The 20,399-nt window shown below is 64.8% G+C and carries 21 protein-coding genes and 1 tRNA gene; 13 read left to right on the top strand and 9 right to left on the bottom strand.

Going from position 1 to position 20,399, the window contains the following annotated elements; translation table 11 throughout:
• Positions 1-35: 35 nt before the first annotated feature.
• The 3 genes from LZ538_RS12710 to LZ538_RS12700 all read left to right on the top strand — a co-directional run bounded on the left by LZ538_RS12710 (position 36) and on the right by LZ538_RS12700 (position 4,184).
• Positions 36-542, top strand: coding sequence for a DUF4402 domain-containing protein (locus LZ538_RS12710; RefSeq protein ID WP_249832393.1), 507 nt, complete (start codon positions 36-38; stop codon positions 540-542).
• Positions 543-638: 96 nt separating this feature from the next.
• Complete coding sequence (locus LZ538_RS12705; RefSeq protein ID WP_249832392.1) at positions 639-1,466, top strand: fimbrial biogenesis chaperone; 828 nt, start codon at positions 639-641, stop codon at positions 1,464-1,466.
• 27 nt (positions 1,467-1,493) lie between these two features.
• Positions 1,494-4,184 (top strand): MSCRAMM family protein, encoded by a 2,691-nt coding sequence (locus LZ538_RS12700; RefSeq protein ID WP_249832391.1) that lies wholly within the window; start codon positions 1,494-1,496, stop codon positions 4,182-4,184.
• A gap of 21 nt (positions 4,185-4,205) precedes the next feature.
• On the opposite strand, the gene LZ538_RS12695 is transcribed toward LZ538_RS12700, so the two are convergent.
• Positions 4,206-4,292, bottom strand: a tRNA-Leu gene (locus tag LZ538_RS12695).
• 170 nt (positions 4,293-4,462) lie between these two features.
• On the opposite strand from LZ538_RS12695, the gene LZ538_RS12690 reads away from it, so the two are divergent.
• Positions 4,463-4,687, top strand: coding sequence for a hypothetical protein (locus LZ538_RS12690; RefSeq protein ID WP_249832390.1), 225 nt, complete (start codon positions 4,463-4,465; stop codon positions 4,685-4,687).
• Position 4,688: 1 nt separating this feature from the next.
• On the opposite strand, the gene LZ538_RS12685 is transcribed toward LZ538_RS12690, so the two are convergent.
• Positions 4,689-5,570, bottom strand: coding sequence for a zinc-ribbon domain-containing protein (locus tag LZ538_RS12685; RefSeq protein ID WP_249832389.1), 882 nt, complete (start codon positions 5,568-5,570; stop codon positions 4,689-4,691).
• Between the two features lie 116 nt (positions 5,571-5,686).
• Between LZ538_RS12685 and ftsE the strand changes: the two genes are divergently transcribed.
• Genes ftsE through LZ538_RS12665 form a run of 4 tightly spaced genes read left to right on the top strand, consistent with a single transcriptional unit; the run spans position 5,687 to position 8,512 of the window.
• Positions 5,687-6,406 (top strand): cell division ATP-binding protein FtsE, encoded by a 720-nt coding sequence (gene ftsE / locus LZ538_RS12680; RefSeq protein ID WP_249832481.1) that lies wholly within the window; start codon positions 5,687-5,689, stop codon positions 6,404-6,406.
• Complete coding sequence (locus tag LZ538_RS12675) at positions 6,406-7,278, top strand: cell division FtsX domain-containing protein (protein WP_249832388.1); 873 nt, start codon at positions 6,406-6,408, stop codon at positions 7,276-7,278. The genes ftsE and LZ538_RS12675 overlap by 1 nt, the downstream gene beginning before the upstream one ends.
• On the top strand, positions 7,275-7,811 hold the full coding sequence (locus LZ538_RS12670; RefSeq protein WP_249832387.1) for a YdcF family protein: 537 nt from the start codon (positions 7,275-7,277) through the stop codon (positions 7,809-7,811). The genes LZ538_RS12675 and LZ538_RS12670 overlap by 4 nt, the downstream gene beginning before the upstream one ends.
• A complete protein-coding gene (locus LZ538_RS12665; protein ID WP_249832386.1) occupies positions 7,811-8,512 on the top strand; it encodes a lysophospholipid acyltransferase family protein in 702 nt (233 codons plus the stop codon). Before LZ538_RS12670 ends, LZ538_RS12665 begins: the two co-directional genes overlap by 1 nt.
• On the opposite strand, the gene pheT is transcribed toward LZ538_RS12665, so the two are convergent.
• Together pheT and pheS are read right to left on the bottom strand one after the other, a co-directional pair.
• Complete coding sequence (gene pheT, locus LZ538_RS12660) at positions 8,489-10,936, bottom strand: phenylalanine--tRNA ligase subunit beta (protein ID WP_249832385.1); 2,448 nt, start codon at positions 10,934-10,936, stop codon at positions 8,489-8,491. The genes LZ538_RS12665 and pheT overlap by 24 nt on opposite strands.
• Complete coding sequence (gene pheS, locus LZ538_RS12655) at positions 10,933-11,994, bottom strand: phenylalanine--tRNA ligase subunit alpha (RefSeq protein WP_249832384.1); 1,062 nt, start codon at positions 11,992-11,994, stop codon at positions 10,933-10,935. Before pheS ends, pheT begins: the two co-directional genes overlap by 4 nt.
• A gap of 60 nt (positions 11,995-12,054) precedes the next feature.
• Here pheS and LZ538_RS12650 point away from each other — a divergent pair, with 60 nt between their 5' ends.
• Positions 12,055-12,966, top strand: a complete 912-nt coding sequence (locus tag LZ538_RS12650) for a DUF5996 family protein (RefSeq protein ID WP_249832383.1) — start codon at positions 12,055-12,057, stop codon at positions 12,964-12,966.
• Here the strand turns inward: LZ538_RS12650 and LZ538_RS12645 are convergent.
• Entirely contained in the window at positions 12,963-14,381 is a 1,419-nt protein-coding gene (locus LZ538_RS12645; RefSeq protein WP_249832382.1) for a helix-turn-helix domain-containing protein, read from the bottom strand. The genes LZ538_RS12650 and LZ538_RS12645 overlap by 4 nt on opposite strands.
• A gap of 127 nt (positions 14,382-14,508) precedes the next feature.
• Here LZ538_RS12645 and aceA point away from each other — a divergent pair, with 127 nt between their 5' ends.
• The 4 genes from aceA to LZ538_RS12625 are packed head-to-tail and all read left to right on the top strand — an operon-like array spanning position 14,509 to position 18,177.
• Entirely contained in the window at positions 14,509-15,813 is a 1,305-nt protein-coding gene (gene aceA, locus LZ538_RS12640; protein WP_249832381.1) for an isocitrate lyase, read from the top strand.
• Positions 15,814-15,848: 35 nt separating this feature from the next.
• Positions 15,849-16,052: a DUF4170 domain-containing protein gene (locus tag LZ538_RS12635; RefSeq protein ID WP_249832380.1), complete on the top strand. Its 204-nt coding sequence runs from the start codon at positions 15,849-15,851 to the stop codon at positions 16,050-16,052.
• The gene (gene aceB, locus LZ538_RS12630) at positions 16,049-17,617 is read left to right on the top strand and encodes a malate synthase A (RefSeq protein ID WP_249832379.1); all 1,569 of its coding nucleotides are present in this window, start codon (positions 16,049-16,051) and stop codon (positions 17,615-17,617) included. Before LZ538_RS12635 ends, aceB begins: the two co-directional genes overlap by 4 nt.
• A gap of 56 nt (positions 17,618-17,673) precedes the next feature.
• Positions 17,674-18,177, top strand: a complete 504-nt coding sequence (locus LZ538_RS12625) for a hypothetical protein (protein ID WP_249832378.1) — start codon at positions 17,674-17,676, stop codon at positions 18,175-18,177.
• 71 nt (positions 18,178-18,248) lie between these two features.
• Here the strand turns inward: LZ538_RS12625 and LZ538_RS12620 are convergent, their stop codons facing one another.
• From LZ538_RS12620 to LZ538_RS12605, 4 genes are all read right to left on the bottom strand, one after another.
• On the bottom strand, positions 18,249-18,404 hold the full coding sequence (locus tag LZ538_RS12620) for a hypothetical protein (RefSeq protein WP_249832377.1): 156 nt from the start codon (positions 18,402-18,404) through the stop codon (positions 18,249-18,251).
• A gap of 133 nt (positions 18,405-18,537) precedes the next feature.
• A complete protein-coding gene (locus LZ538_RS12615; RefSeq protein WP_249832376.1) occupies positions 18,538-18,993 on the bottom strand; it encodes a hypothetical protein in 456 nt (151 codons plus the stop codon).
• Complete coding sequence (locus tag LZ538_RS12610; RefSeq protein WP_249832375.1) at positions 18,990-19,454, bottom strand: hypothetical protein; 465 nt, start codon at positions 19,452-19,454, stop codon at positions 18,990-18,992. The genes LZ538_RS12615 and LZ538_RS12610 overlap by 4 nt, the downstream gene beginning before the upstream one ends.
• A 111-nt stretch (positions 19,455-19,565) precedes the next feature.
• Positions 19,566-20,321: a carbonic anhydrase gene (locus LZ538_RS12605; RefSeq protein ID WP_249832374.1), complete on the bottom strand. Its 756-nt coding sequence runs from the start codon at positions 20,319-20,321 to the stop codon at positions 19,566-19,568.
• Between the last annotated feature and the right edge of the window lie 78 nt (positions 20,322-20,399).

Here is a 20,399-nt window from a genome sequence, read left to right as displayed (position 1 = left end):
GGCTGGTGTCGTCCGTCTCGGGCGAGGGGGGAATCGTGCGCGGCCTTGCTACGCTCTGGCTCAGTACCGTCAGTGTGGTGGCCGCGGTTGCCGCCGGCCCCGCGCATGCAGCGACCAGCAACGTGCAGGTCAACGCTCAGGTGGTGAAGCCGCTTACGGTCACCTGGCTTCAGAATCTCGATCTTGGCACCATCGCTCTAGGAACGGGCGCTTTTTCCGGAGCTGTCGTCGGCATCTCCCGCGCCGGCGTGTTCACTTGTCCGGCCGCACTGGTGTGCACGGGCCCGACGGCAGTCGCGAAATATAATGTGACCGGAACCAACGGGACGACGGTCCGCATCTCTGCGCCGAACGTGACCCTGGTGAACCAGGCCGACAATACGCAGACGCTCATAATGGTCGTCGACAGTCCGGGTACGGTCAGTCTTCCCAATTCCGGGAACAAGGGCGTCGACTTTCCGCTCGGCGGCCGGATCACCTTAAGCTCGACGACCGCAGGCGGTGTCTACAAAGGCACCTTCAACGTAACGGTCGACTACTGATTCCCTGAAACATTCATGGTTGACCGAAAATCAACCATTTTGGACCAAAGCGGAAGCGATTGGCTCGGCATCGGGCCCAGTGGGGGATCGCTTCCAATGAACTTGTGGACCAGGACGACGATGGCGCTCGCCTTTGCAGTGCCGCTACTCGCGTCGCCGACACCCGCCAGCGCGGGTGTTGGCGACCTTCTCGTGGCGCCGACGCGGATCATCCTCGACGGTCGCAAAGGCACCGAGATCATCCTCAACAACATTGGCGAGGAACCGGCCACTTACCGCGTGTCGGTCGAGTTTCGGCGCATGCTGGAGGACGGGAGCCTCGAGGATGTGAAGGATCCTTCGGCAGCTGAAAAGCTGGCGGAAGAAATGATCGTCTATGCGCCGCGGCGCGTGACGCTCGCCCCGCGAGAACCTCAGGCCATTCGCATTGCCGCGCGTGCTCCGCAGGGCATTCAGGACGGCGAGTATCGCATCCATCTGTTGTTCCGGGCGGTGCCGCCGCCCGAGCCTGTTGTCGCCGAGGCAGCCGCCAAGCAGGTGAAGGGAGTCAGCTTCCAGCTGCGCCCGATCTACGGCGTGACGATCCCGGTGATCGTGCGGCTCGGCAATTTGCAGGCGACTGCGGGCATTTCCGACGTGCAGATCGACAAAAGCGCTACGGGACGCGCGATTTCCCTCGAGCTCAGCCGCAACGGCACGCGTTCGACCTTCGGGGAGGTCCGCGTGCTGAAGCCGGGCGTGAAGGAGCCTATCGCCCTGCAGCGAGCGGTCGCGATCTATACCGAAGTCGGCAAAAGGCGGGTGATCGTACCCGTGGACGATCGCTTCAAGGGTGAGCTCGCCGGACCCGTCACCGTCCAATATGCCGAGACTTATGACGACGGCTCGCGCGTGATCGCCGAGACCCAGGCAGTTCTGCGCTAGGCACCCGGGGAACGCGGACTGGCAGTCATGACCGGCGGCCGCAAATGGCTGCGCAAGGCGGCGGTGCTGCTGGCGCTCTGTGCCGGCGGCATCGGCGCGTCGGCGCCGGGCGCGTTGGCCGACGCCTGGACTGCCGATCCGGACACCCAGTTCCTTCTTGACGTCAACATTCGGCAGCTCCGCCTGGGGGATGGGGTGCGGGCTTATCAGATGCCGGAGGGCGCCTGTGTCGTCTTGGGCGACTTTCTGACTGCGCTCGACGTTCCGATCAGCATCGACCTGGCCACGAAGCGGGCCAGCGGTTGGGCTTTCACGGAGAAGAACCGGATCGCGATCGACTATGCGGCGCGCACGGCGCACTATGGCGAGGCGAGCGAGCAACTCGCCGAGGGCACGGTGCGCGAGACGCCCGAAGGATGGTGCGTCGACACCGCAGCGTTGAGCAGATGGTTCGGGATCAGCGTAAAGCCGGTGATGTCGGGCTCGGTCCTGAAGCTCGAATCGGCTCAGAAGCTTCCGGTTGAGCTGGCGGCCGAGCGAGCGCAGCGCGCCAAGCACATCAGGAAAGCGTCTTTCGACCTCAATGGCTTGCCGCAAATTCGATTGCCCTATCGAATGTGGCGCGCCCCTGCTCTCGACTTCGTCGTCAGCGGCGGCATCACCTACCGCGCCAAGGACGGTATGCGGATCGATCGCCGCACGTCGGTCTATGCGGCCGGCGAGATCGCCCGCATGTCCTACGATGCCCAATATACGAGCAATGAAAAGGGCATGCCGGAGAGCGTCCGCGTGCGTGCCTTCCGTTCCGACCCCGATGCGCAGCTGCTAGGCCCGCTGAAAGCTACTCATTTCGGTGTCGGCGATGTTGTAGGCTTCGACAGTCGGCTGACGGGGGCGGGCAGCAGCGGTCGCGGGGCCGTGGTGACCAACCGTCCGCTGGTTACCCAGACCGCCTTCGATCGAACGCGCTTCGAAGGTGACCTGCCCGTTGGCTGGGAAGCCGAGATCTACCGTAATGGCGAGCTCCTCGCTTTTGCGAAGCCCACTTCCGACCAGCGCTATCTGTTTGAGGATGTTCAGCTTCTCTACGGCGACAACCATATCGAGATACGGATGTACGGCCCCCAGGGGCAGGTGCGAACGCGTGACGAGCAGATCAACGTAGGGCAGGAGAACGTGCCCAAGGGGAAGACCTGGTACTGGGCCGGGCTCAATCAGCCGGCCCACGATCTCTTCGCGCTCCACAAAACCGCAGTCAGCGCGGACGTTCCGAAGGCGCAGGCTGCGGTGTCCGTCGAACATGGAATCGACGACCGCACTTCTGTCGGTGCCCTCGCGCGCACGATGCTGCTCGACGATGAGCGCGTGACATTCGTCGAGGGTAGCATTCGCCGGTCGGTCGGCCCCGCAATGGTCGAAGTGTCGGCGGCTCGGGAGTCGAGCGGCCGAACGGCCGCCCGCGCGCAGATTCTCGGCCGGTTCGGGCCCGTCAACGTCAACGCGGAAGCCATTATTGCAAGCGATTTTCATTTGCAGGGAACGCGTCAGCGAAGCTTGCGGGATGCCCGCCTCGCTTTGGATGCGCCCTTGAAGATCGGGCGGACGGTGTTTCCTGCGCACGCCGACGTGCATTTCGTCGATCGCAAGGATGGCACCCGCCAACTCGAAGCTGCGGCCAGGCTGGCGGCCAATTTCAGCCGATTCAATCTCGCCACCGATCTTCGCTATCGCAAGGACAGTGGGACAGGCGCCGATCCACCTCCCGCCGAAATCAACTGGGGCGTCATCGGAACGGGGCGCATCGGCGACGTCCGGCTCCGAGGCGGTGGAACGTTCGACATTTCGCCCAAGGCGCAATTTCGCACGGCGGAGCTGTCGGCTTACTGGTCGGCCTCGGATCGTGTCGATTGGGAAGGCGACCTGGTATACGAAGCGGACAGCAAGCGCGCTCGAGCCCGCGTCTCGCATATCCGACGGCTCGACAGCATGGCCATCGCGCTGACCGGCGAGGCGGCGACCGACGGATCGGTCGCGCTTGGCTTCAACGTCAACTTCTCGCTCGATCCGCGGAACGGCCTTTCGATTTCCCGGACCCCGCTGGCGCAGGGAGGGCTGGTGCGGGCGACGGTCTATCGCGACCTCAACGACAATGGCGTTCGCGACTTTTCGGAGCCGCTTGAGAAAGGTGCGCTGATCACGGCCGGAACGAGGCCGGCGGATCATCTCACGGACGCCAAGGGGGCGACCACGGTGGCCGGCCTCGCCACATATACGCCCGTGGCCATCGGCATCGATGAAACTTCTCTATCGGATCCGACCCTCACGCCCCGCAAAGCGCTGCAGGTTGTCGTGCCCCGCGCCGGAATTCCGGTCGACGTGCAGATCGGCCTGGTCGGCGGCGGCGACGTCGAAGGGGCGATCGTCAAGAGCGGCGGCCTGGGGTTCGAAGGCCTTACGCTTGAACTCGTCGACCAGGCAGGCAAGGTCGTCGCGACCGTTCAGACCGACTTCGACGGCTTCTTCCTGTTCGAACGCGTGCCCTACGGTAGCTACGGGTTGCGCATTGCACCCGAATCCGCCGCTGCCGCGAAGATTTCGCCGATGATCGATGCTCGAATCGATATCGGTCCGAACAAGAGCGTGGTCCGGCTGGGGTCCATCCCGGTCAGCCCCATCGCGGTCATCGCAGCGGCTGGAAGCGGCTCCGCAACTCCCTGAAACCCGGCTACAATTTGCTATTGGTGCGGTCGAGAAGACTCGAACTTCCACGGCCTTTCGGCCACAGCGACCTCAACGCTGCGCGTCTACCAGTTCCGCCACGACCGCACGTCATGAAATGAGCCGGCTTGGAACAGCCGGCACTGGCAAGGCGCGGCCCCTAGCAAAGCCCCATAAGCGACGCAATGCCGCGACGGCTTGCGCCGGTCGCGTCCCAGATCGGGACCCGCTTTAAGACTTTCTTTACCAAATTCGCGCGGCGGCGTTAGGGTGAAGCCATGTTCTGGTTTGCCGCCGCCGTCCTCGCTTCGCAGAGCATTGCGCAGCAACCTCCGCGCGCTCCGGCGACGCCGGTCGTCCAGGCTACCGCAAGCGTGCGGATCCTGCGCGCCGCTCGGCTCGATTTCACGAATGCGACTGCCGGGGAAACGCCGTCCACGACCCGCACGAAGGTGCGGATCGGCGAGGCGACCTATGCGGCGCGCATCATCGAATTCGAATAATCTAGGCTTTCGGCGAGCCCAGGCTGATCGTCAGCTCGTCGCCGCCGGGGGGGACGTTTACCTCGGCGCTGTTGAACCGGGCGCTTGCACCAGGCGGCAGGCTCCGCGCGGGCGGGGCGATCGTCCAGCTGTAGACGACCTGCCCGGTCTTGGTCTTCAGCTGCGCCTGCAAGGGCGGCACGCTCTGGCTTTCGCTCGTCGGGTTGATGACCCGTCCCGTGACGGTGAGGAGCTCGTTGCCGCTTTCCAGCCGCTGCCGGTCCATGTGCGTGGTCACCAGGGCGAGCGGGCTGGCGCCTCCGACACCAAGGCCCACACGTGCTTTCCACTCAGGCGGCGCAAAAAACCAGAAAGCCGCGGCCAAGGCGGCCACAACGAGGACCACGAGAACCGCTCGGATTATCCCGCTGCCGCGCCGCGGCGGGTTCTCCGGCCGGTTCGGGAAAGGCGAGAAGCTGTCGTCCTGCGCCTCGGGATCGGGCGGTTCGCGCCAGTCCGCTTCGGCAGCCGGCGGCTGTTCGGGGCGGAACTCGACGCGATCGTCCGCCAAGCTTTCCGTTGCCCGATCCTCTTCAGGCTCATCTTCGGCCGGCACGACGGCTGGAGCCGGCCCATTTTCCTCGACCATCGCCTCTTCGTACGCGCGCTCTTCCGCTTCGGGGCCGCTTCGGGGCTCGATCAGGGTGGCTTCGGCGATCGTTTCGCCTTCCGGCTCGGCAGCCTCGTGCTCCTCGACCGGGGAATCGTCCGCGCCGGACCCGGGCTCCGGATCCTGATGCCAGCTATGCTTGCATGAAGCGCAGCGAACCTGACGGCCCTGCGGCGGAATTGCGCCGTCCTTCACCACATATTGAGTGCCGCAATTCGGGCAGGTGAGGATCATCGACGCAAAAGCCCTCTTCCGGGACGGTGATCTCACGGTAAACAGGAATGCGGCCACAATGGCAAGGCGGAGGCCATGCCGAAGCGAGACCGGCCGGCGGAAAAGGGGGACGAGGTCTGTCCGCGATAGTTGAGTTCGACAGCGTTGGCTTGCGCTACGGGACGGGCGCAGAGGTCCTGCGCGACCTCAACTTCCGTCTTCAAAAGGGCGGGTTCTACTTCCTGACCGGGCCATCGGGTGCGGGGAAGACGTCGCTTCTGAAGCTCCTTTACCTGGCGCAGCGGCCGACGCGCGGGCGTGTCCAGTTGTTCGGCGAGGAGATTAGCGATGCGCCGCGAGCGGCCTTGCCCGAGTTCCGGCGACGGATCGGCATCGTCTACCAGGACTTCCGGCTGATCCGCCATTTGTCGGCTTTCGACAATGTCGCGTTGCCGCTGCGGATCGCCGGATCGAGCGAGGCCGACGTCGAAGCGCCGGTACGCGAAATGCTGGCTTGGGTCGGGCTCGCCGACCGATCGAGCGCCCGTCCGCCAACGCTGTCCGGCGGTGAGCAGCAACGCGTGGCGATCGCCCGCGCGGTGATCAACCGACCTCAGCTCCTCGTCGCGGATGAGCCGACCGGCAACGTCGATGCGGACATGGCCCAGCGGCTCCTGCACCTGTTCACCGCCCTGAACCGTCTCGGGACCACGGTCGTCGTCGCCACGCACGACATCAGCCTGATCAAGGAAATGCCGGGTGCGCACATGATCCGGCTGGAGGGCGGGACCATGGTCGACCCCACCGGCGCGCTCAAGAACCCGCCCCAGACGGGTTGGGTGGAAGTTCAGCGGTGATGTTGAGCTGGCTTTTCGCCTCGTCCTCGCAGCGTCGCATCCTCGGCCGCCCTGCGGGCGTCAGCGGTCCGACTCCGTGGCTGATCGCGATCATGAGCTTCTCGATGATCGTGGTCGCGGCGGCCGGACTCGCCGTCTCGAACACCGCCGGCACGATCGCCAAGTCGGCTGAGCATCGATACTCGGTCCAGGTTCCGGACGGTGCGCGCAACCTGCCCGCGGTCATATCGGCATTGCGCTCGGCGCGCGGGGTCAGCGGGGCCGAGGCCGTCCCGGAAGCGGACATGCGGGCCACGCTGAAGACGTGGCTCGGGAGCGAGGCGGACAATCCCGATCTGCCTGTGCCGGCGATGGCCAGCTTCGACCTGGCCGCGGGAGCCGACATCGCGGCAGTCGAGCGGCAAGTGAAGTCAGCGGCCCCGAATGCGACGATTGTTGCGCATCGCGAAAATCTCAGGCCGGTATTGCGCTCGCTTCGCGTGCTTCAGTGGCTCGCGCTCGGACTTGTCGCGCTGCTTGCGGCCGCCGCCGCCGCCGCGGTCGTCCTCGCGGCGCGAGGAGCGCTCGACACGCATCGCTTCACCATCGACGTGATGCACGGGATGGGCGCGACGGATGTCCAGGTCACCCAATTGTTCCAGCGCAAGATCGCGATCGACGCCTTGGTGGGCAGCGCCGCCGGTGCTGCCGCTGCCGCTGCGGTCCTGCTGCTATTTACCGCCAGTGCGACGGCTTTGGGCGAACTGACCGGGGGCGTGCGCCTGGGTCTCGCCGACATCATGCTGCTTTTGCTGTTGCCCCTCGCCCTGACCGCGCTGGCGACATGGGTTGCGCGAACTGCCGTTCTCACAGCATTGCGGCAGGCATTGTGATTGCACGTGCCGCCGCCTTCCTGCTGCTGCTTTATGCCCTCGGCTTCGTGATGTTCGCTTTCACGCTGGGCAAGCCGGCGAAGGCGAGCGCTGCGCAAACCGATGCGGCGGTCGTGCTCACGGGCGGCAGCGGACGCATCGAGCATGCAGTCGACGTGCTGCGAGAAGGGAAGGTCCGGCGTGTCCTCGTCGCCGGTGCGGATCCTGCCGTCACAAAAGCGGATCTGGGCCGCCGTTTGAATGGCGGTCGCCGATTGCTGCAATGCTGCGTGGACCTCGGCAGCGAATCCGTGGACACGCGCTCCAATGCGGAGGAAGCGTCGCGCTGGCTGGCTCGTCACCGCTTCGGCTCGGTGCGGCTCATCACCAGCGACTGGCACATGCGCCGCGCGGAATATGAGTTTCGGAAGGTCCTGAGCTCCAAATACAGGATCGTCCCGGACGCCGTCCGCTCCGAGCCGAGCTTCCTGACCTTGTTCGGCGAATATAACAAATATGTGCTTCGCCGCTTGGCGGTCTGGGCAGATCTGTGATGCAGGCGGTCAGGTCGCTGCTGTTCGCGGCGATCTTCTATCCGGCGACCGCATTCTTCGTGCTCGGCTGTTTCGCGGCCCTGCCGCTCGGCAAGCGGCCATTGCATTCCGTGGTTCGCGCGTGGGCCGATTTCCACCATTGGCTCTGCCTGCATCTGCTGGGCATTGGCACCCGCGTCACAGGATCGATCCCGCCGGGCCCGTGCCTGATCGCAGTCAAGCATCAGGCGATGTACGAAACGCTCGAGATGGTTCGGCTTACGGACCTCCCAGTGATCGTCCTCAAGCGCGAGCTCAGCGACATTCCCCTGTTCGGCTGGGCGACGCGTCAATGGGGCGTCATTCCTGTCGATCGGGAAGCGGGACCGAAGGCGTTGCGCGAAATGCTGACCGCCGGAAAGGAGGCGATCGCCGCCAATCGAGCCATCCTGATCTACCCGGAAGGCACGCGGGTTCCGCCGGGCCAGCATCCGCCTTTGAGGTCGGGCTTCGCGGGGCTCTATCGAGCCCTCGGCCTGCCGGTGATCCCCGTCGCGGTCGATAGCGGGAAGCTGTGGAGCAGGGGCCTTAGCAAGGGAGCCGGGACAATCACCTTCCACATTGGAGAAGCCATCCCGGCAGGCTTGAAGCGCGATGAGATCGAAGCGCGCGTCCACGCTGCCATCAACGTACTCGAGCTAGCTCCGGAGCTGGGCGCCTAGTTTCTCTGCCGCGGCCACGATCCGCCTGGAGATGTCCGCAATCTCGGCTTCCGTGAAGCTCTTGTCCCCGGGCTGCAAAGTGACTTCGATCGCCAGGCTCAGGTCGCCGTCTTTTGGCAGGTACCGATCGAACACGCGGGCCGAAGTGATGCTTGCCTTGTCGGCACCCCGCACGGCGCGCACGAGCGCATCGGCGGAGACGTCGCTGGGCACGACGAAGGCAAAGTCGCGCACGACGGACTGTAACGCCGGCGGACTATAGGCCTGCCGTGCCCGGCCGGCCGAGCGCTGGGCCGGGATCGCATCGGTGTATATTTCCGCCGCAACCGTTCCGCCGGGGGCATCATGCTCGGCGACAAGGCGCGGATGCAGCTCTCCAAAAGAGGCGACGATCGTTTTCGGGCCGAGCCTCAGCGTGGCGGAGCGGCCCGGGTGCCATGTCGGTCCGGCATCCGGGAACACCTGCAGATTAGCCGTTGGAGCTCCGGCGGCATCAAGCAGGGCGAGCACTTCCGCCTTGGCGTCATACGCGTCGAAATCCTGTGCCTTACCGGTCTGCCAGTCGCGCGACGTCCGGTCGCCGGTCAGCAAAAGGCCGAGCGTCGCATGTTCCGAGTCGCCGAGATAGCGCCGGCCGATCTCGAACAGCCGGACGCTCGACGCGCCCCGATTGAGGTTGCGCTGGGCCGCGGAGATGAGGCCCGGAAGCAGCGACGGGCGCATGACCTTCATATCCTCGCTGATCGGGTTTGCGATCCGCCAGTCGCCTCCTCCGAAAGCCGCAGCCTCCTTTTCCGACACGAAGCTCCAGGTTACCGCTTCGTCGAGGCCGCGCGCCGCCGCGGTGCGGCGGAGGCGACGTTCCATGAGCTGCGTTCGCGTCGCGGTCGGCCGTGCGACGCCGTCGCCTCTTTCGAGCGGCGTGGACGGCAGATCCTCAAAGCCGTGAATGCGCGCAATCTCTTCGACGATGTCCGCCTCGCCGTCGACGTCCGGCCGCCAGGTCGGTGCGCGCACGAACCAGTAAGAGGCCGGGTCATATTTCTCGACCAGCTCCTGTTGCTGGCCCTTGTTGAGCCAGCTTTCCCCATCCTTCGGGTCGAGCGCCAGGAATTCCAGGCGCCCGAGAATTGCCCGCTGCTCGTCGACGGGAAGATCTATGCCTGCCAAGGCTGCCAGCCGCGCAGGACGGTAGGGCACGACATTGTCGCGATTGGGATAGCCCTCCGCGGGGAATTCGCCGCTGATCCGCGGTTCCGAGGCCTCTCCGCCGCAAAGTTCAACGATCATCTGCGCCGCATCCTCGATTGCCGATGACAGCTTCATCGGATCGATTCCGCGCTCGAACCGCGCTCGAGCATCGGTAACGATCCCGTGGCGGCGGCCGGTGGCGGCGATCGCCGCTGGATCGAACCAGGCGCATTCCAGAAGGACGTCCGTCGTATTCTCGTCGACGCCGGTGCTTTCGCCGCCGATCACTCCGCCGAAGCCGATCGCGCCGCTTTCATCCGCGATCACGCAATCGTCGGGCGTCGCTTCATATTCCTTGTCGTTGAGCGCCATGAAGCGCTCGCCCGCCCGCGCCCGGCGCGCGGTGATATGCCCCTTCAGCTTCTTGACGTCATAGACGTGCAGCGGCCGGGCCTGGTCGATCGAGAAGAAGTTCGTGATGTCGACCAGGGCCGAGATCGGACGAAGGCCGACGGCCTTCAGCCGCTGTTGCAGCCAATCCGGGCTCGGTCCGTTGCGGACATCCCTGATAACGCGGCGCCAGAAGACGTAGCAGCCGGAACCGGACTCCACGATCACCTTCGGATCGGGCTCGAAGCCTCCCGGGAGCGCTGCCGACGCGCGGGGCCGGAAGCGGCCGATTCCGGCCGCCGCGAGGTCGCGGGCGATGCCGTCGATGCCGAGGCAATCCGGCCGGTTCGGAGTGACATTCACGTCGAAGACTGGATCGTTCAGCCCGGCATAGTCGATATAGGCCGTGCCGACCGGCGCATCGTCCGGCAGCTCTATGATGCCGTCATGGTCTTCGCCGAGCTCCAGCTCCCGCGCCGAGCACATCATTCCCCGGCTCTCGACCCCGCGGATCGCGGCCACCTTGAGCGTCAGGTCGCTGCCGGGGATGTAGGCTCCCGGCGGGCCGAAAACGCCGAGCATGCCCGCGCGCGCGTTCGGCGCACCGCAGACGACCTGGATCGCTTCACCCGATCCGTCGTCCACCGTCAGCACCTGCAGCTTATCCGCCTGGGGGTGCTTTTCCGCCGTCAGGACCTTCGCGACGCGGAACGCCGCCAAAGCCTCGGCGGGATTGTGGATGCCTTCCACTTCCAGCCCGATTGCGGTGAGCTTGTCCGCGATCGACTGTGGATCGGCGTCCGTATCCAGCCAATCCCTGAGCCACGACAATGTGAACTTCATGCGCCGACCCCGCCCGAAAGGGTCGGAACGTCGAGCGCCCTGAATCCGTAATGCTTGAGCCAGCGGATATCGCCGTCGAAGAAGGCGCGAAGATCGTCCATGCCATATTTGAGCATCGCCAGCCGGTCGACGCCGGTGCCGAACGCGAAACCTTGCCATTCGTCGGGATCGAGGCCGCAATTGGCAATGACGCGCGGATGGACCATGCCGCTGCCGAGCACTTCCATCCATCCTTCCTGCCCGCCGACGACCCGCCGTCCCTTGTCGACCGAATAGCCGACGTCGACTTCCGCCGAGGGCTCGGTGAACGGGAAATAGGAAGGACGCATGCGGATCGCGATGTCATCCCGCTCGAAGAAGGCGCGAAGGAATGTCTCGAGCGTCCACTTGAGGTGGCCGAGCGTGATGTTCTTGTCGATCACCAGCCCTTCGATCTGGTGGAACATGGGTGTGTGCGTCGCGTCGCTGTCGGAGCGGTAGACGCGGCCCGGGGCGATCAGCCGAAGCGGCGGCGGCGTCTTCTCCATCGTCCGGATCTGCACCGGTGACGTGTGCGTTCGCAGCACGCGTGGCTCCGCCTCGCCATCGCGCGGCTCCAGGTAGAATGTGTCCTGCATCGCCCGCGCCGGATGATCCTCGGGCATGTTGAGCGCCGTAAAATTATACCACTGCGTTTCGATCTCGGGTCCCTCGGCGACCGAGAAGCCGAGATCGGCGAAGACTTCGGCGAGCTCGTCCATCACCTGGCTTACCGGGTGGACCGTGCCCTGCAGCGCCTGCGGCGCCGGAAGCGAGAGGTCGACGCGCTCGCCGGCAAGGCGGCGTTCGAGCTCCGCATTCTCGAGCGCGGCCTTGCGAGTGGTCAGCGCATCCGTGACTTGCTCGCGCAGCGCGTGGATCTTCGGCGCCTCGCTGGCGCGGGTGTCGGGATCCATCGATCCGAGAGATTTGAGCTTGGCGGTGATTTCCCCGGACTTGCCGAGCAGTGACACCCGCACGGACTCCAGGTCCTGCAGGTTTTGAGTTGCGGCAATGCGGTCGAGCAGTGCGTCGGACATTGCGACCGGCTCTAGCCGCGCTGCGGCGCAAAATGCAAAGGCGTGCTACAGGCGATGTCGATGAGCGAGTGGCCAGAGCTCAGCGTAGAGCGCGATCATGAAACGCTGGCGGTATTGCACCTTGCCGCGCAGATGCTCGGCAAGATCCGCGTCGCCCATGCTCCATGGATGAATCACGGGTGGCATGTCGCGCTCCAGCCGAACGCCCGCGGCCTGTCGACGCTGCCCACAGGAGCGAGCGACAGCCGCACCTTCACCCTCGCGCTGGACCTGTGCCGCCACGCGATCGTGCTCTGGGCGAGCGACGAGACACGGGAAGAACTTCCCTTGAACGCTGGAAGCATCGCCGCCCTTCACAAGCGGCTCATCGCGATGCTCGACCGGCACAGCCTGCCGTCGACGTTCAACGGGACCCCGAGCGAGATCGAGGGCGCGACTCCCTTTGCCGACGATTCGGCGCCGCGCCTTTACGAACGCGACTCCGCCGCGCGCTTTCGCGAAGCGATCGCGGCCATGCTGCCGGTCTTCGCCCGACTCCGCGCCGGCTTCGCCGGGAAGGCGAGCCCGGTGCACTTCTGGTGGGGCAGCTTCGATCTCGCGGTCAGCCGCTTTTCGGGGCGCCAGGCGCCGACGCATCCGGGCGGGGTGCCGGGCCTTCCCGACCGGGTCACGCGTGAGGCGTACAGCCATGAAGTGTCGAGCGCCGGTTTCTGGGCCGGCGGCGCCACGGCCGCGGAGGCGTTCTTCTACAGCTACGCTTACCCGGAGCCTGACCGCTTTCGGGAGGCCGATGTGGCTCACGGACGTTTCGACGAAACCTACGGCGAGTTCGTCCTGCCTTATGCCGATGTCCGGGCGTCCGCCGACCCGGCCCGCATGCTGGGGGAGTTCCTCCAGTCCAGCTACGACGCCGCGGCCGGCCTCGCGAAATGGGACCGCAGCACGCTCGAGCGCGAGCCTGTCGCTCCCTAGCTTGGGACGAACGGGTAAGGCGAAATCGTCTTACGGTTCTCTTCGACCGCGAGTATCCGCCCTGCGGGAGCCGTCGCGCGATAGGGGCACTGCAGCCGCGGGCAGATCGCGCAGGCGGGTCCCACCGGAGTCGCCGGCGTGTTCGTGAGGTCGAGCCCATCCGCATAAGCGATGCGGTGCGCATGTTTCACGTCGCAACCAAGGCCGATCGCGAGCAGCGCGTCGTCCCTGAGATCGGGGCGGATTGGTCGTTCTATTGTGCGGCTGATCGTGAAAAAGCGTTGAGCGTCGGGCGTCTCGATCAGTTGTCGGATGGTCTGTCCCGGCGTTTGAAACGCTGTGTGCAGGTGCCAGCGCGGGCATGTCCCTCCGAAATGGGAGAAGGGGAAGCTCTCGCCCGCATAGCGCTTCGAGATGTTCCCGGCCGGGTCCACGCGCAGCATGAAGAAGGGCACGCCCTTCGCGCCCGAGCGCCCCAGCGTCGTCAGGCGATGCGCGATCTGCTCGACGTTGGAGCCGAACTGAGAGCAGAGGCGGTCGATGGCATAGCGGTGCTCCTCGGCCGCGCGGAGGAACTTGCCGTAGGGCATGAGAATCGCGCTCGCCGCATAATTGGCGAAGCTCATGTGCAGCAACCGACGGCTGCCAGGGTCGGGCGGCCGTGCCGATTCCAGCATGCGCGCGATGATCGGTGCGAACTCAAGCAGCGCGAGCTGGTAGGCGATCGCGAACTGGCGATTCTCGGGTCGCAGCAGCGAGGAGATCATGAGGATCCGCCGCTGCTGGTCGAAATGCTGGCTGGCGTCCTCGAGGAACTCGGGATCGACGACGCGGACCTCGACGCCCCAGGCTTCCTTCAGGCGCTGGCGAAGCGGCTCGGCGAGCGACAGCGGATGGCTCAGCGCACCGCCAAGCGTCTCGGCGCCTTCCTCCAGCTCCGGGAGGTGGTTGCGCTGCGCCTGGATATAATCGCGCACCCAGGTCTCGGGGGTGATCAGCACACGTGGATCGGCGCCGCCCGTCCCCGCATCGGCCGGCTGGCGCTGCAATTCCCGTAGCGCCGTGTAGAGCCGGGCAATGCCCTCGGCGACGCCGGGCGCATTGTCGGCGAGCTCCAGCAATTCGTGACGGCTCACGCCGAGGTCGGCGAGGATCGGATCCGAAAAGACTTCGGTCAGCTGGCCCGCGCCGGTGCTATCCGCGCTTTCCGAAGCGAACGCCTTCACATCGACATCGAAGGCTTCGGCCAGGCGCAGCAAGATGCCGGCAGTCACCGGTCGCTGGTTGCGTTCGAGATGGTTCAGGTACGATCCGGAGATGCCGAGCTGATCCGCCATCTGGCTTTGGTTGAGCCCGCGGTCGCGCCGCAGGCGCTTCAGCCTGGCTCCCAGGAAGAGCTTGCGTTGCGGGGTCATTCGTCATGTTGTGAAGGAATTTACAAACTTCACAAGTCTTGACCTGACACATTCGCACTTTTCCGTGCATCGTTTTCAAGAAGCTATGGTTCTCTTCGCCTCACAACCCGAGCGAAAGGCACAGCGCATGACGGATTTCGGCCAGGTAGTAGCGGCTCCCCAAGGTCGGTTCGACGGCATCGAGCGGCCGTATTCCGCCGACGACGTGCTGCGGCTGCGCGGGTCGATCCCGGTCGAGCATACGCTGGCACGACGCGGCGCGCTCAAGCTTTGGGAGCTGCTGCAGCGCGACGAGCCGGTGCGGGCGCTGGGCGCACTCAGCGGCAACCAGGCGATGCAGATGGTTCGCGCCGGCCTCGAAGCCATCTATCTTTCCGGCTGGCAGGTCGCCGCCGATGCGAACGTGGCCGGTGCGATGTACCCCGACCAGTCTCTCTACCCGGCCAATTCCGGTCCCGAGCTGGCCAAGAAAATCAACAAGACGCTGCAGCGCGCCGACCAGATCGAGCATCTGGAGGGCGGGGCCAACCGCGACTGGTTCGCGCCGATCCTGGCCGACGCCGAGGCGGGCTTCGGCGGACCGCTGAACTGCTTCGAGATCATGAAGGCCTATATCGAGGCAGGTGCCGCTGGCGTTCATTTCGAAGACCAGCTCGCAAGCGAAAAGAAGTGCGGACACCTTGGCGGCAAGGTTTTGATTCCGACGCAGGCGGCCATCCGCAACCTCGACGCGGCGCGGCTAGCCGCTGACGTCTGCGGCGTACCGACGATCGTCGTCGCGCGGACAGACGCCGAAAGCGCCAAGCTGATCACCAGCGACATCGACGAACGCGACAGGCGATTCATCACCGGAGAGCGCACCCCCGAGGGCTTCTTCCGCCTCGCCGACGGCACTGGCCTCGATCATTGCATCGCGCGCGGGCTGGCCTTTGCTGAGCATGCCGACTTGATCTGGTTCGAGACCAGTCACCCGAATCTGGAGGAAGCCAGCCTCTTCGCCGAGGGAATCCACGCGAAGTTCCCCGGCAAGATGCTTGCCTACAATTGCTCGCCGAGCTTCAACTGGAAGGCGAAGCTCGACGAGGACACGATCGCCCGATTCCAGCGCGAGCTCGGCACAATGGGCTACAAGTTCCAGTTCGTGACCCTGGCTGGCTTCCACAGCCTCAACCATGCGATGTTCGAGCTCGCCTCCGATTATCGCGATCGCGGCATGGCGGCTTATTCCGAACTTCAGCAGGCCGAGTTCGCGAGCGAGGCTGACGGCTACACCGCCACCCGTCACCAGCGCGAGGTCGGCACCGGCTATTTCGACGCGATCGCAATGGCAGTCAGCGGCGGCAAATCATCGACCGTCGCACTCGGGGAATCGACCGAGGCGGCGCAGTTCAGGACCGAACAGCATGTCGTTCACGCCATTCCGGCGGAGTGAAGAGCGCAGGGGCGGACCAGAGGAGGAGCATAGCCATGGGACAGCGTTACTGGGTTGTCGGCGGCCATTATTCCGATTGTCGTTTCAGGGATCTTCAGCCGGGCACCGAAAGGATCAGCGGCCCATTCGCCGATGAGGTGAAGGCGCGCATGGAATGGCAGCGACTGACCTTCCGCGACAATTGCGGAGCGACCGAGCGCTATTCGATCTGCATCGAGCCGGCTATCCAGCGCCAGTGAACGTAGTCATCGATCAGTCGCGTGTCGTTGCGGAGCCGTCGCGCGTGCCCGGGGCGGGGGCCGTGCTCACGCCTGACGCGCTCGATTTCGTGAGCGAGCTCCACGAAAGGTTCGACTCGCGGCGGCGCGAACTGCTCGACCGGCGGCTCGACCGCCAGGATCGGTTCAACGCCGGCGATCTGCCCGACTTCCGGGAGGATACGCGCGAGATCCGGGATGCCGACTGGTCCATCGGATCCATACCGAACGATCTTCAGGATCGCCGCGTCGAGATCACCGGACCGACCAACGCGAAGATGCTGATCAACGCGCTGAATAGCGGCGCGAAGGTCTTCATGGCGGACTTCGAGGATGCGACCAGCCCCACCTGGGACGAGCTGATCCAGGGGCAGGCGAACCTCAAACATTATTGGCTCGGCAGGCTAAGCTTCACCGACCCCGACAGCGGCAAGCAATATGCGGTCTGCGACGATCCGGCTGTGCTGATGGTCCGCCCGCGCGGGCTCCATCTTCCCGAGGAGCATGTGACGGTCGGTCATGAGCCCGTCGCAGGCGCCTTCTTCGATTTCGGCATGACCGTCTGGCATAACGCTCGCGCCGCATTGGCCAAGGGTTCGGGACCCTATTTCTACATTCCCAAGCTCGAGAGCATGGAGGAGGCGGCGCTGTGGAGCGACGTCTTCGCTCACGCCGAAGCGAAGCTCCGGCTGGAGCGCGGGACGATCAAGGCGACCGTCCTGATCGAGACGCTTCCTGCAGCGTTCGAGATGGACGAGATACTCTACGCGCTGCGCGAGAATATCGTCGGGCTCAATTGCGGCCGCTGGGATTACATCTTCAGCTACATCAAGCGCCTGGGCCGCTCGGCAGACCGCCTGACTCCGGATCGATCCTTGATGACGATGGATAAGGCCTTTCTCGCGGCTTATTCGCTGCGGCTGGTTTCAACCTGTCATCGCCGCGGCGCTTTCGCCATGGGCGGCATGTCGGCCTTCATCCCGGTGAAAGGCGACGAGGCTGCGAACGCCGGGGCGATGGACAAGGTGCGCGCAGACAAGTTGCGCGAGGTCAGCAATGGCCACGACGGCACCTGGGTGGCTCATCCGGCGCTCGTCCCGGTCGCGATGGAAGCTTTCGAAGCGATGGCGGGTCCCAATCAGCTATCGAAGATGCCCGGTGATGTTCCCGGACGCGAAGAGATGCTGCAGCTGCACGAGGGCGCTCGCACGGAGGCGGGCGCGCGCGAGAATATCCGCGTCGGCGTCCAGTATCTCGCCGCCTGGCTTGGCGGCAAAGGCGCCGTGCCGCTCTACAATCTGATGGAGGATGCGGCGACGGCGGAAATCTGCCGGACCCAATTATGGCAGTGGCTGCGGTTCGAAGCGCCGCTCGACGACGGACGGCCTTTCACCCTCGACCTGTTCGAGCAATGGTTCGACGAGGAGGTGGGCTTGCTCGCTGAGGTCCCGGACATTGGGGAGGCCGCCCGCCTGATGCACGACATGATCGTGTCGGACGACCTCGTCGAATTCCTGACCTTGCCTGCCTACGAATTGCTGGGCTGACGGCAGCCACCTGATCTTGGGGTATGCCCCGATTGTGACGTTTCGCAACCGGCACGATGAGCTCCGTCATCGCGCGCCAGACGCGCGCGCAGAAAGGCAGGTGCCGCGTGCACAGCCATTTGTCTCTTGCAGCGAAGCTCGTCCTGGCGAGTGCGCTGATTTCCATTCCGGGCGAGTCAGCCGCTCGGCATTATGGCTATGGTTATCGCAGCTATGCGGGCCGCTACGCGGGTCCGTACGGCTACATCGCTCGTCCTTATTATCGGAGCTGGGGATATGGCGGCTATCGGCCATATTACGCCTACCGGCCCTATTATGGCGGCTATTACGGTTACGCTGGGCCGACCATATTCATCGCGGCGATGATTCCGCCGCCGCCGCCGGTCTACGTCGTTCCGCTACCGCCACCCCCGCCGCCAGTGCTTCCGCCGCCGCCGCAACCCGTGCCAATACCGCAGGCCGCGCCGGCCCCGCCGGCTGCGCAATGCGCCCCTGGTTCGACGATGGACCCCGGGGGCTATTGCGAGAGCGTGCCGGTTCCCTCACCCGAAAGAGGGTAAGCGCGGCGAAAGGCGCCGGAACGCTTCCGACGCCTTCAATCTAAGCTGCCCCCGGTGGATTGAGCTGAAGCTTAGTGGTGTCCGCAGGCCGGATTTTCCGGAGGCGATGTCGCGCAACCGGCATAATATTGCTTTTCGAGCAGCGTCGGCCCGTACGGGTCCGTCTCACATCCGAGAAGCGCGAATAGAGCAACCAGCGGCAAGGCCTTCAGCACCCTGGACTTCATGATCTACCTCCCTGTTTCGAGACCGCTTTCTTTGTTCATTGGCAGCGCGCGGTGGAGGGAGCCATCGTAACTTCTACCGATGGGCAATGCCAGCCGTTGCGGATGCAGGACGATGATCTGACAGATCCGGGGGCTAAAGCTGCGCGCAATCGTTGAGGATTAACTCGTTCGACAAGGCGACCATTCGGGACACCGCCTGCTCGACGGTGAGGGTCGCGGCGACGCGCTCGCGCTCCATTCGCAACTCCCGCATCTTGGTCTTCGCGTCGCGCGCGGATTTATTGATCAAATCCAGCGCGGTGCCCAGGCCGGGAGCGACCCAGTTCAACTTCCCGACCTGCGACTGAATGGCATTGTGCATCTTGTTGTCGGCAATCGCTTGCGTGGCCATCTCGCCGATGCGACCGCCCATCGCGACCATTTGCTTTTCCGTCTGCTTGCCGATGACATCCATCTCGGTGTTCAGGGCCTCGCAGACACTCAGATCGCCGGCGGGGGCGGCGGGCGTAGCGGGCGCGGCGAAAGCTGCGGCAGGAATGAGGGCAGCCGTCGACCATGCGACGAGACACATTATGCGGATTGAGGTCACTTCGCTCCCCTGATGCAGCGTTTGCGGTAAAGGTCCGACACGTAAACCATGCGATCCAGCGCCCAGTCGCCCTTGCGGTCGATTTCGCCGTAATTGCGCTCCGCATCGGCCTTCGTGGTTGCCATCTGGCCCATCGCCGCGCCCATCGAGACCACGCTGCCCAAGACGGGAATCATCCCGCCCAGCATGCCGACCGTCTCGAGCGCCTTGGTTTCGGCCCCTTTCACGTAGGTCTTGTCGAGCGCCTGCTTGTTGAGTTTGTTGTTCTCCGCGAGGCGGTACTTGCTCTCGGCGTAGAGCGACGCGCAATCGAGCGCCTCGTCACCGGGCAGTGCCGGTCCATCGGGCAATGGAGAAGGAGTCGGAAATCGTTCGGCACTCGTGACCGCAGGGCCCGTCGCCGAAGCTGGCGAGGCCGCGACAATAGCAAGCAACAAAGTACCGAAAAACACGCGATGCATGAGGGGCCCCGACCGATCTCATGGAAGACGGCCGAGCGTTAAGTCGCTGACATTGCGACGGCTATTGCATCTGCGACGGGTGCGCGCTTTCGACGACGAATAGGCCGCTTATCAGTTGGTCGAGAGAACTTTGCGGTGATTCAGCTGCTGAATCGGCCGGGCGTCGTTGGGATAATGCGCCGCGAACGTGGCGATCTCTTTCTCGGAAAGCGTCTGAGGGGACTTCAGCACGAGCCAGCGGACGCCTTCGGTGCAGGGCGGAGTGGTCAGCGACCCGATGTAGGTGAAATAGCTGTGCTTCGGCGGGATCAGCGCGGCCGGGTCGATCCGCACGCCCTTTGGGCTCGCCTCCGAATCCTTGTGCTTCGGAAGATGGTCCCACAATGCCTCGACCATGTCGTTCTGCTTGCCGGACGTGAGAAGCACGGCGACGACCGCCAGACGGCCCTCCGCGTCGCGGTGTACGAGGTGCGCCACCATATCGGCGCGCCTCCCGTCGATCCGCTCCTCGCTCGGATGGTGGAAATGCAGCTGTACCAGCTGATAACGATCCTTCCCGACCGCCAGCGAGCTTCCGGGATCCAGGTTGACCTGCACCGTATGCCCATTGTCGACGATGTGCAGGGCGCTGGACTGGTAGTCGAACTGTAACGCCGGCAGGGCGGCAGTCTGGATCCTGTGGGTGTCGATGTCGATCGGCGACTGGTTCTTGCCGGCGGCGCATGCCTTGAACTGGTCGTTCAGCTCCGCCCAGTGCGTGGGCCCTTCCTTGCCGAAATAGCTCCAGTGGTGGGTTTCGGCGCTGGCGAGCGCAGAGCTGCCGAGGATGATTGCGGTGCCGAGCGCGACGGTGGAAGCAAGGTTCATGCGGACCTCCGCAGACGGGCTAGCAGGGCGCGGCGGCTTTCCTATCCGGACAAGTCCCAACAAGGAAAAGGGCGCCGG

The organism is Sphingomonas hankyongi (genome assembly GCF_023516575.1).
In the GTDB taxonomy this organism is placed as follows: Bacteria; Pseudomonadota; Alphaproteobacteria; order Sphingomonadales; family Sphingomonadaceae; genus Sphingomicrobium; species Sphingomicrobium hankyongi.
Note: the sequence above shows the minus strand (reverse complement) of the source record. Positions and strands in the feature narration are given on the sequence as shown.

What these genes read in the sequence shown, in the direction of transcription:
- LZ538_RS12705 (WP_249832392.1), top strand. Translation starts at nt 639, where the DNA reads ATGAACTTGTGGACCAGGACGACGATGGCGCTCGCCTTTGCAGTGCCG.
- LZ538_RS12700 (WP_249832391.1), top strand. Translation starts at nt 1,494, where the DNA reads ATGACCGGCGGCCGCAAATGGCTGCGCAAGGCGGCGGTGCTGCTGGCG.
- LZ538_RS12690 (WP_249832390.1), top strand. Translation starts at nt 4,463, where the DNA reads ATGTTCTGGTTTGCCGCCGCCGTCCTCGCTTCGCAGAGCATTGCGCAG.
- LZ538_RS12685 (WP_249832389.1), bottom strand. Translation starts at nt 5,570, where the DNA reads ATGATCCTCACCTGCCCGAATTGCGGCACTCAATATGTGGTGAAGGAC.
- LZ538_RS12675 (WP_249832388.1), top strand. Translation starts at nt 6,406, where the DNA reads ATGTTGAGCTGGCTTTTCGCCTCGTCCTCGCAGCGTCGCATCCTCGGC.
- LZ538_RS12665 (WP_249832386.1), top strand. Translation starts at nt 7,811, where the DNA reads ATGCAGGCGGTCAGGTCGCTGCTGTTCGCGGCGATCTTCTATCCGGCG.
- pheT (WP_249832385.1), bottom strand. Translation starts at nt 10,936, where the DNA reads ATGAAGTTCACATTGTCGTGGCTCAGGGATTGGCTGGATACGGACGCC.
- pheS (WP_249832384.1), bottom strand. Translation starts at nt 11,994, where the DNA reads ATGTCCGACGCACTGCTCGACCGCATTGCCGCAACTCAAAACCTGCAG.
- LZ538_RS12650 (WP_249832383.1), top strand. Translation starts at nt 12,055, where the DNA reads ATGAGCGAGTGGCCAGAGCTCAGCGTAGAGCGCGATCATGAAACGCTG.
- LZ538_RS12645 (WP_249832382.1), bottom strand. Translation starts at nt 14,381, where the DNA reads ATGACCCCGCAACGCAAGCTCTTCCTGGGAGCCAGGCTGAAGCGCCTG.
- aceA (WP_249832381.1), top strand. Translation starts at nt 14,509, where the DNA reads ATGACGGATTTCGGCCAGGTAGTAGCGGCTCCCCAAGGTCGGTTCGAC.
- LZ538_RS12635 (WP_249832380.1), top strand. Translation starts at nt 15,849, where the DNA reads ATGGGACAGCGTTACTGGGTTGTCGGCGGCCATTATTCCGATTGTCGT.
- LZ538_RS12625 (WP_249832378.1), top strand. Translation starts at nt 17,674, where the DNA reads ATGAGCTCCGTCATCGCGCGCCAGACGCGCGCGCAGAAAGGCAGGTGC.
- LZ538_RS12620 (WP_249832377.1), bottom strand. Translation starts at nt 18,404, where the DNA reads ATGAAGTCCAGGGTGCTGAAGGCCTTGCCGCTGGTTGCTCTATTCGCG.
- LZ538_RS12610 (WP_249832375.1), bottom strand. Translation starts at nt 19,454, where the DNA reads ATGCATCGCGTGTTTTTCGGTACTTTGTTGCTTGCTATTGTCGCGGCC.
- LZ538_RS12605 (WP_249832374.1), bottom strand. Translation starts at nt 20,321, where the DNA reads ATGAACCTTGCTTCCACCGTCGCGCTCGGCACCGCAATCATCCTCGGC.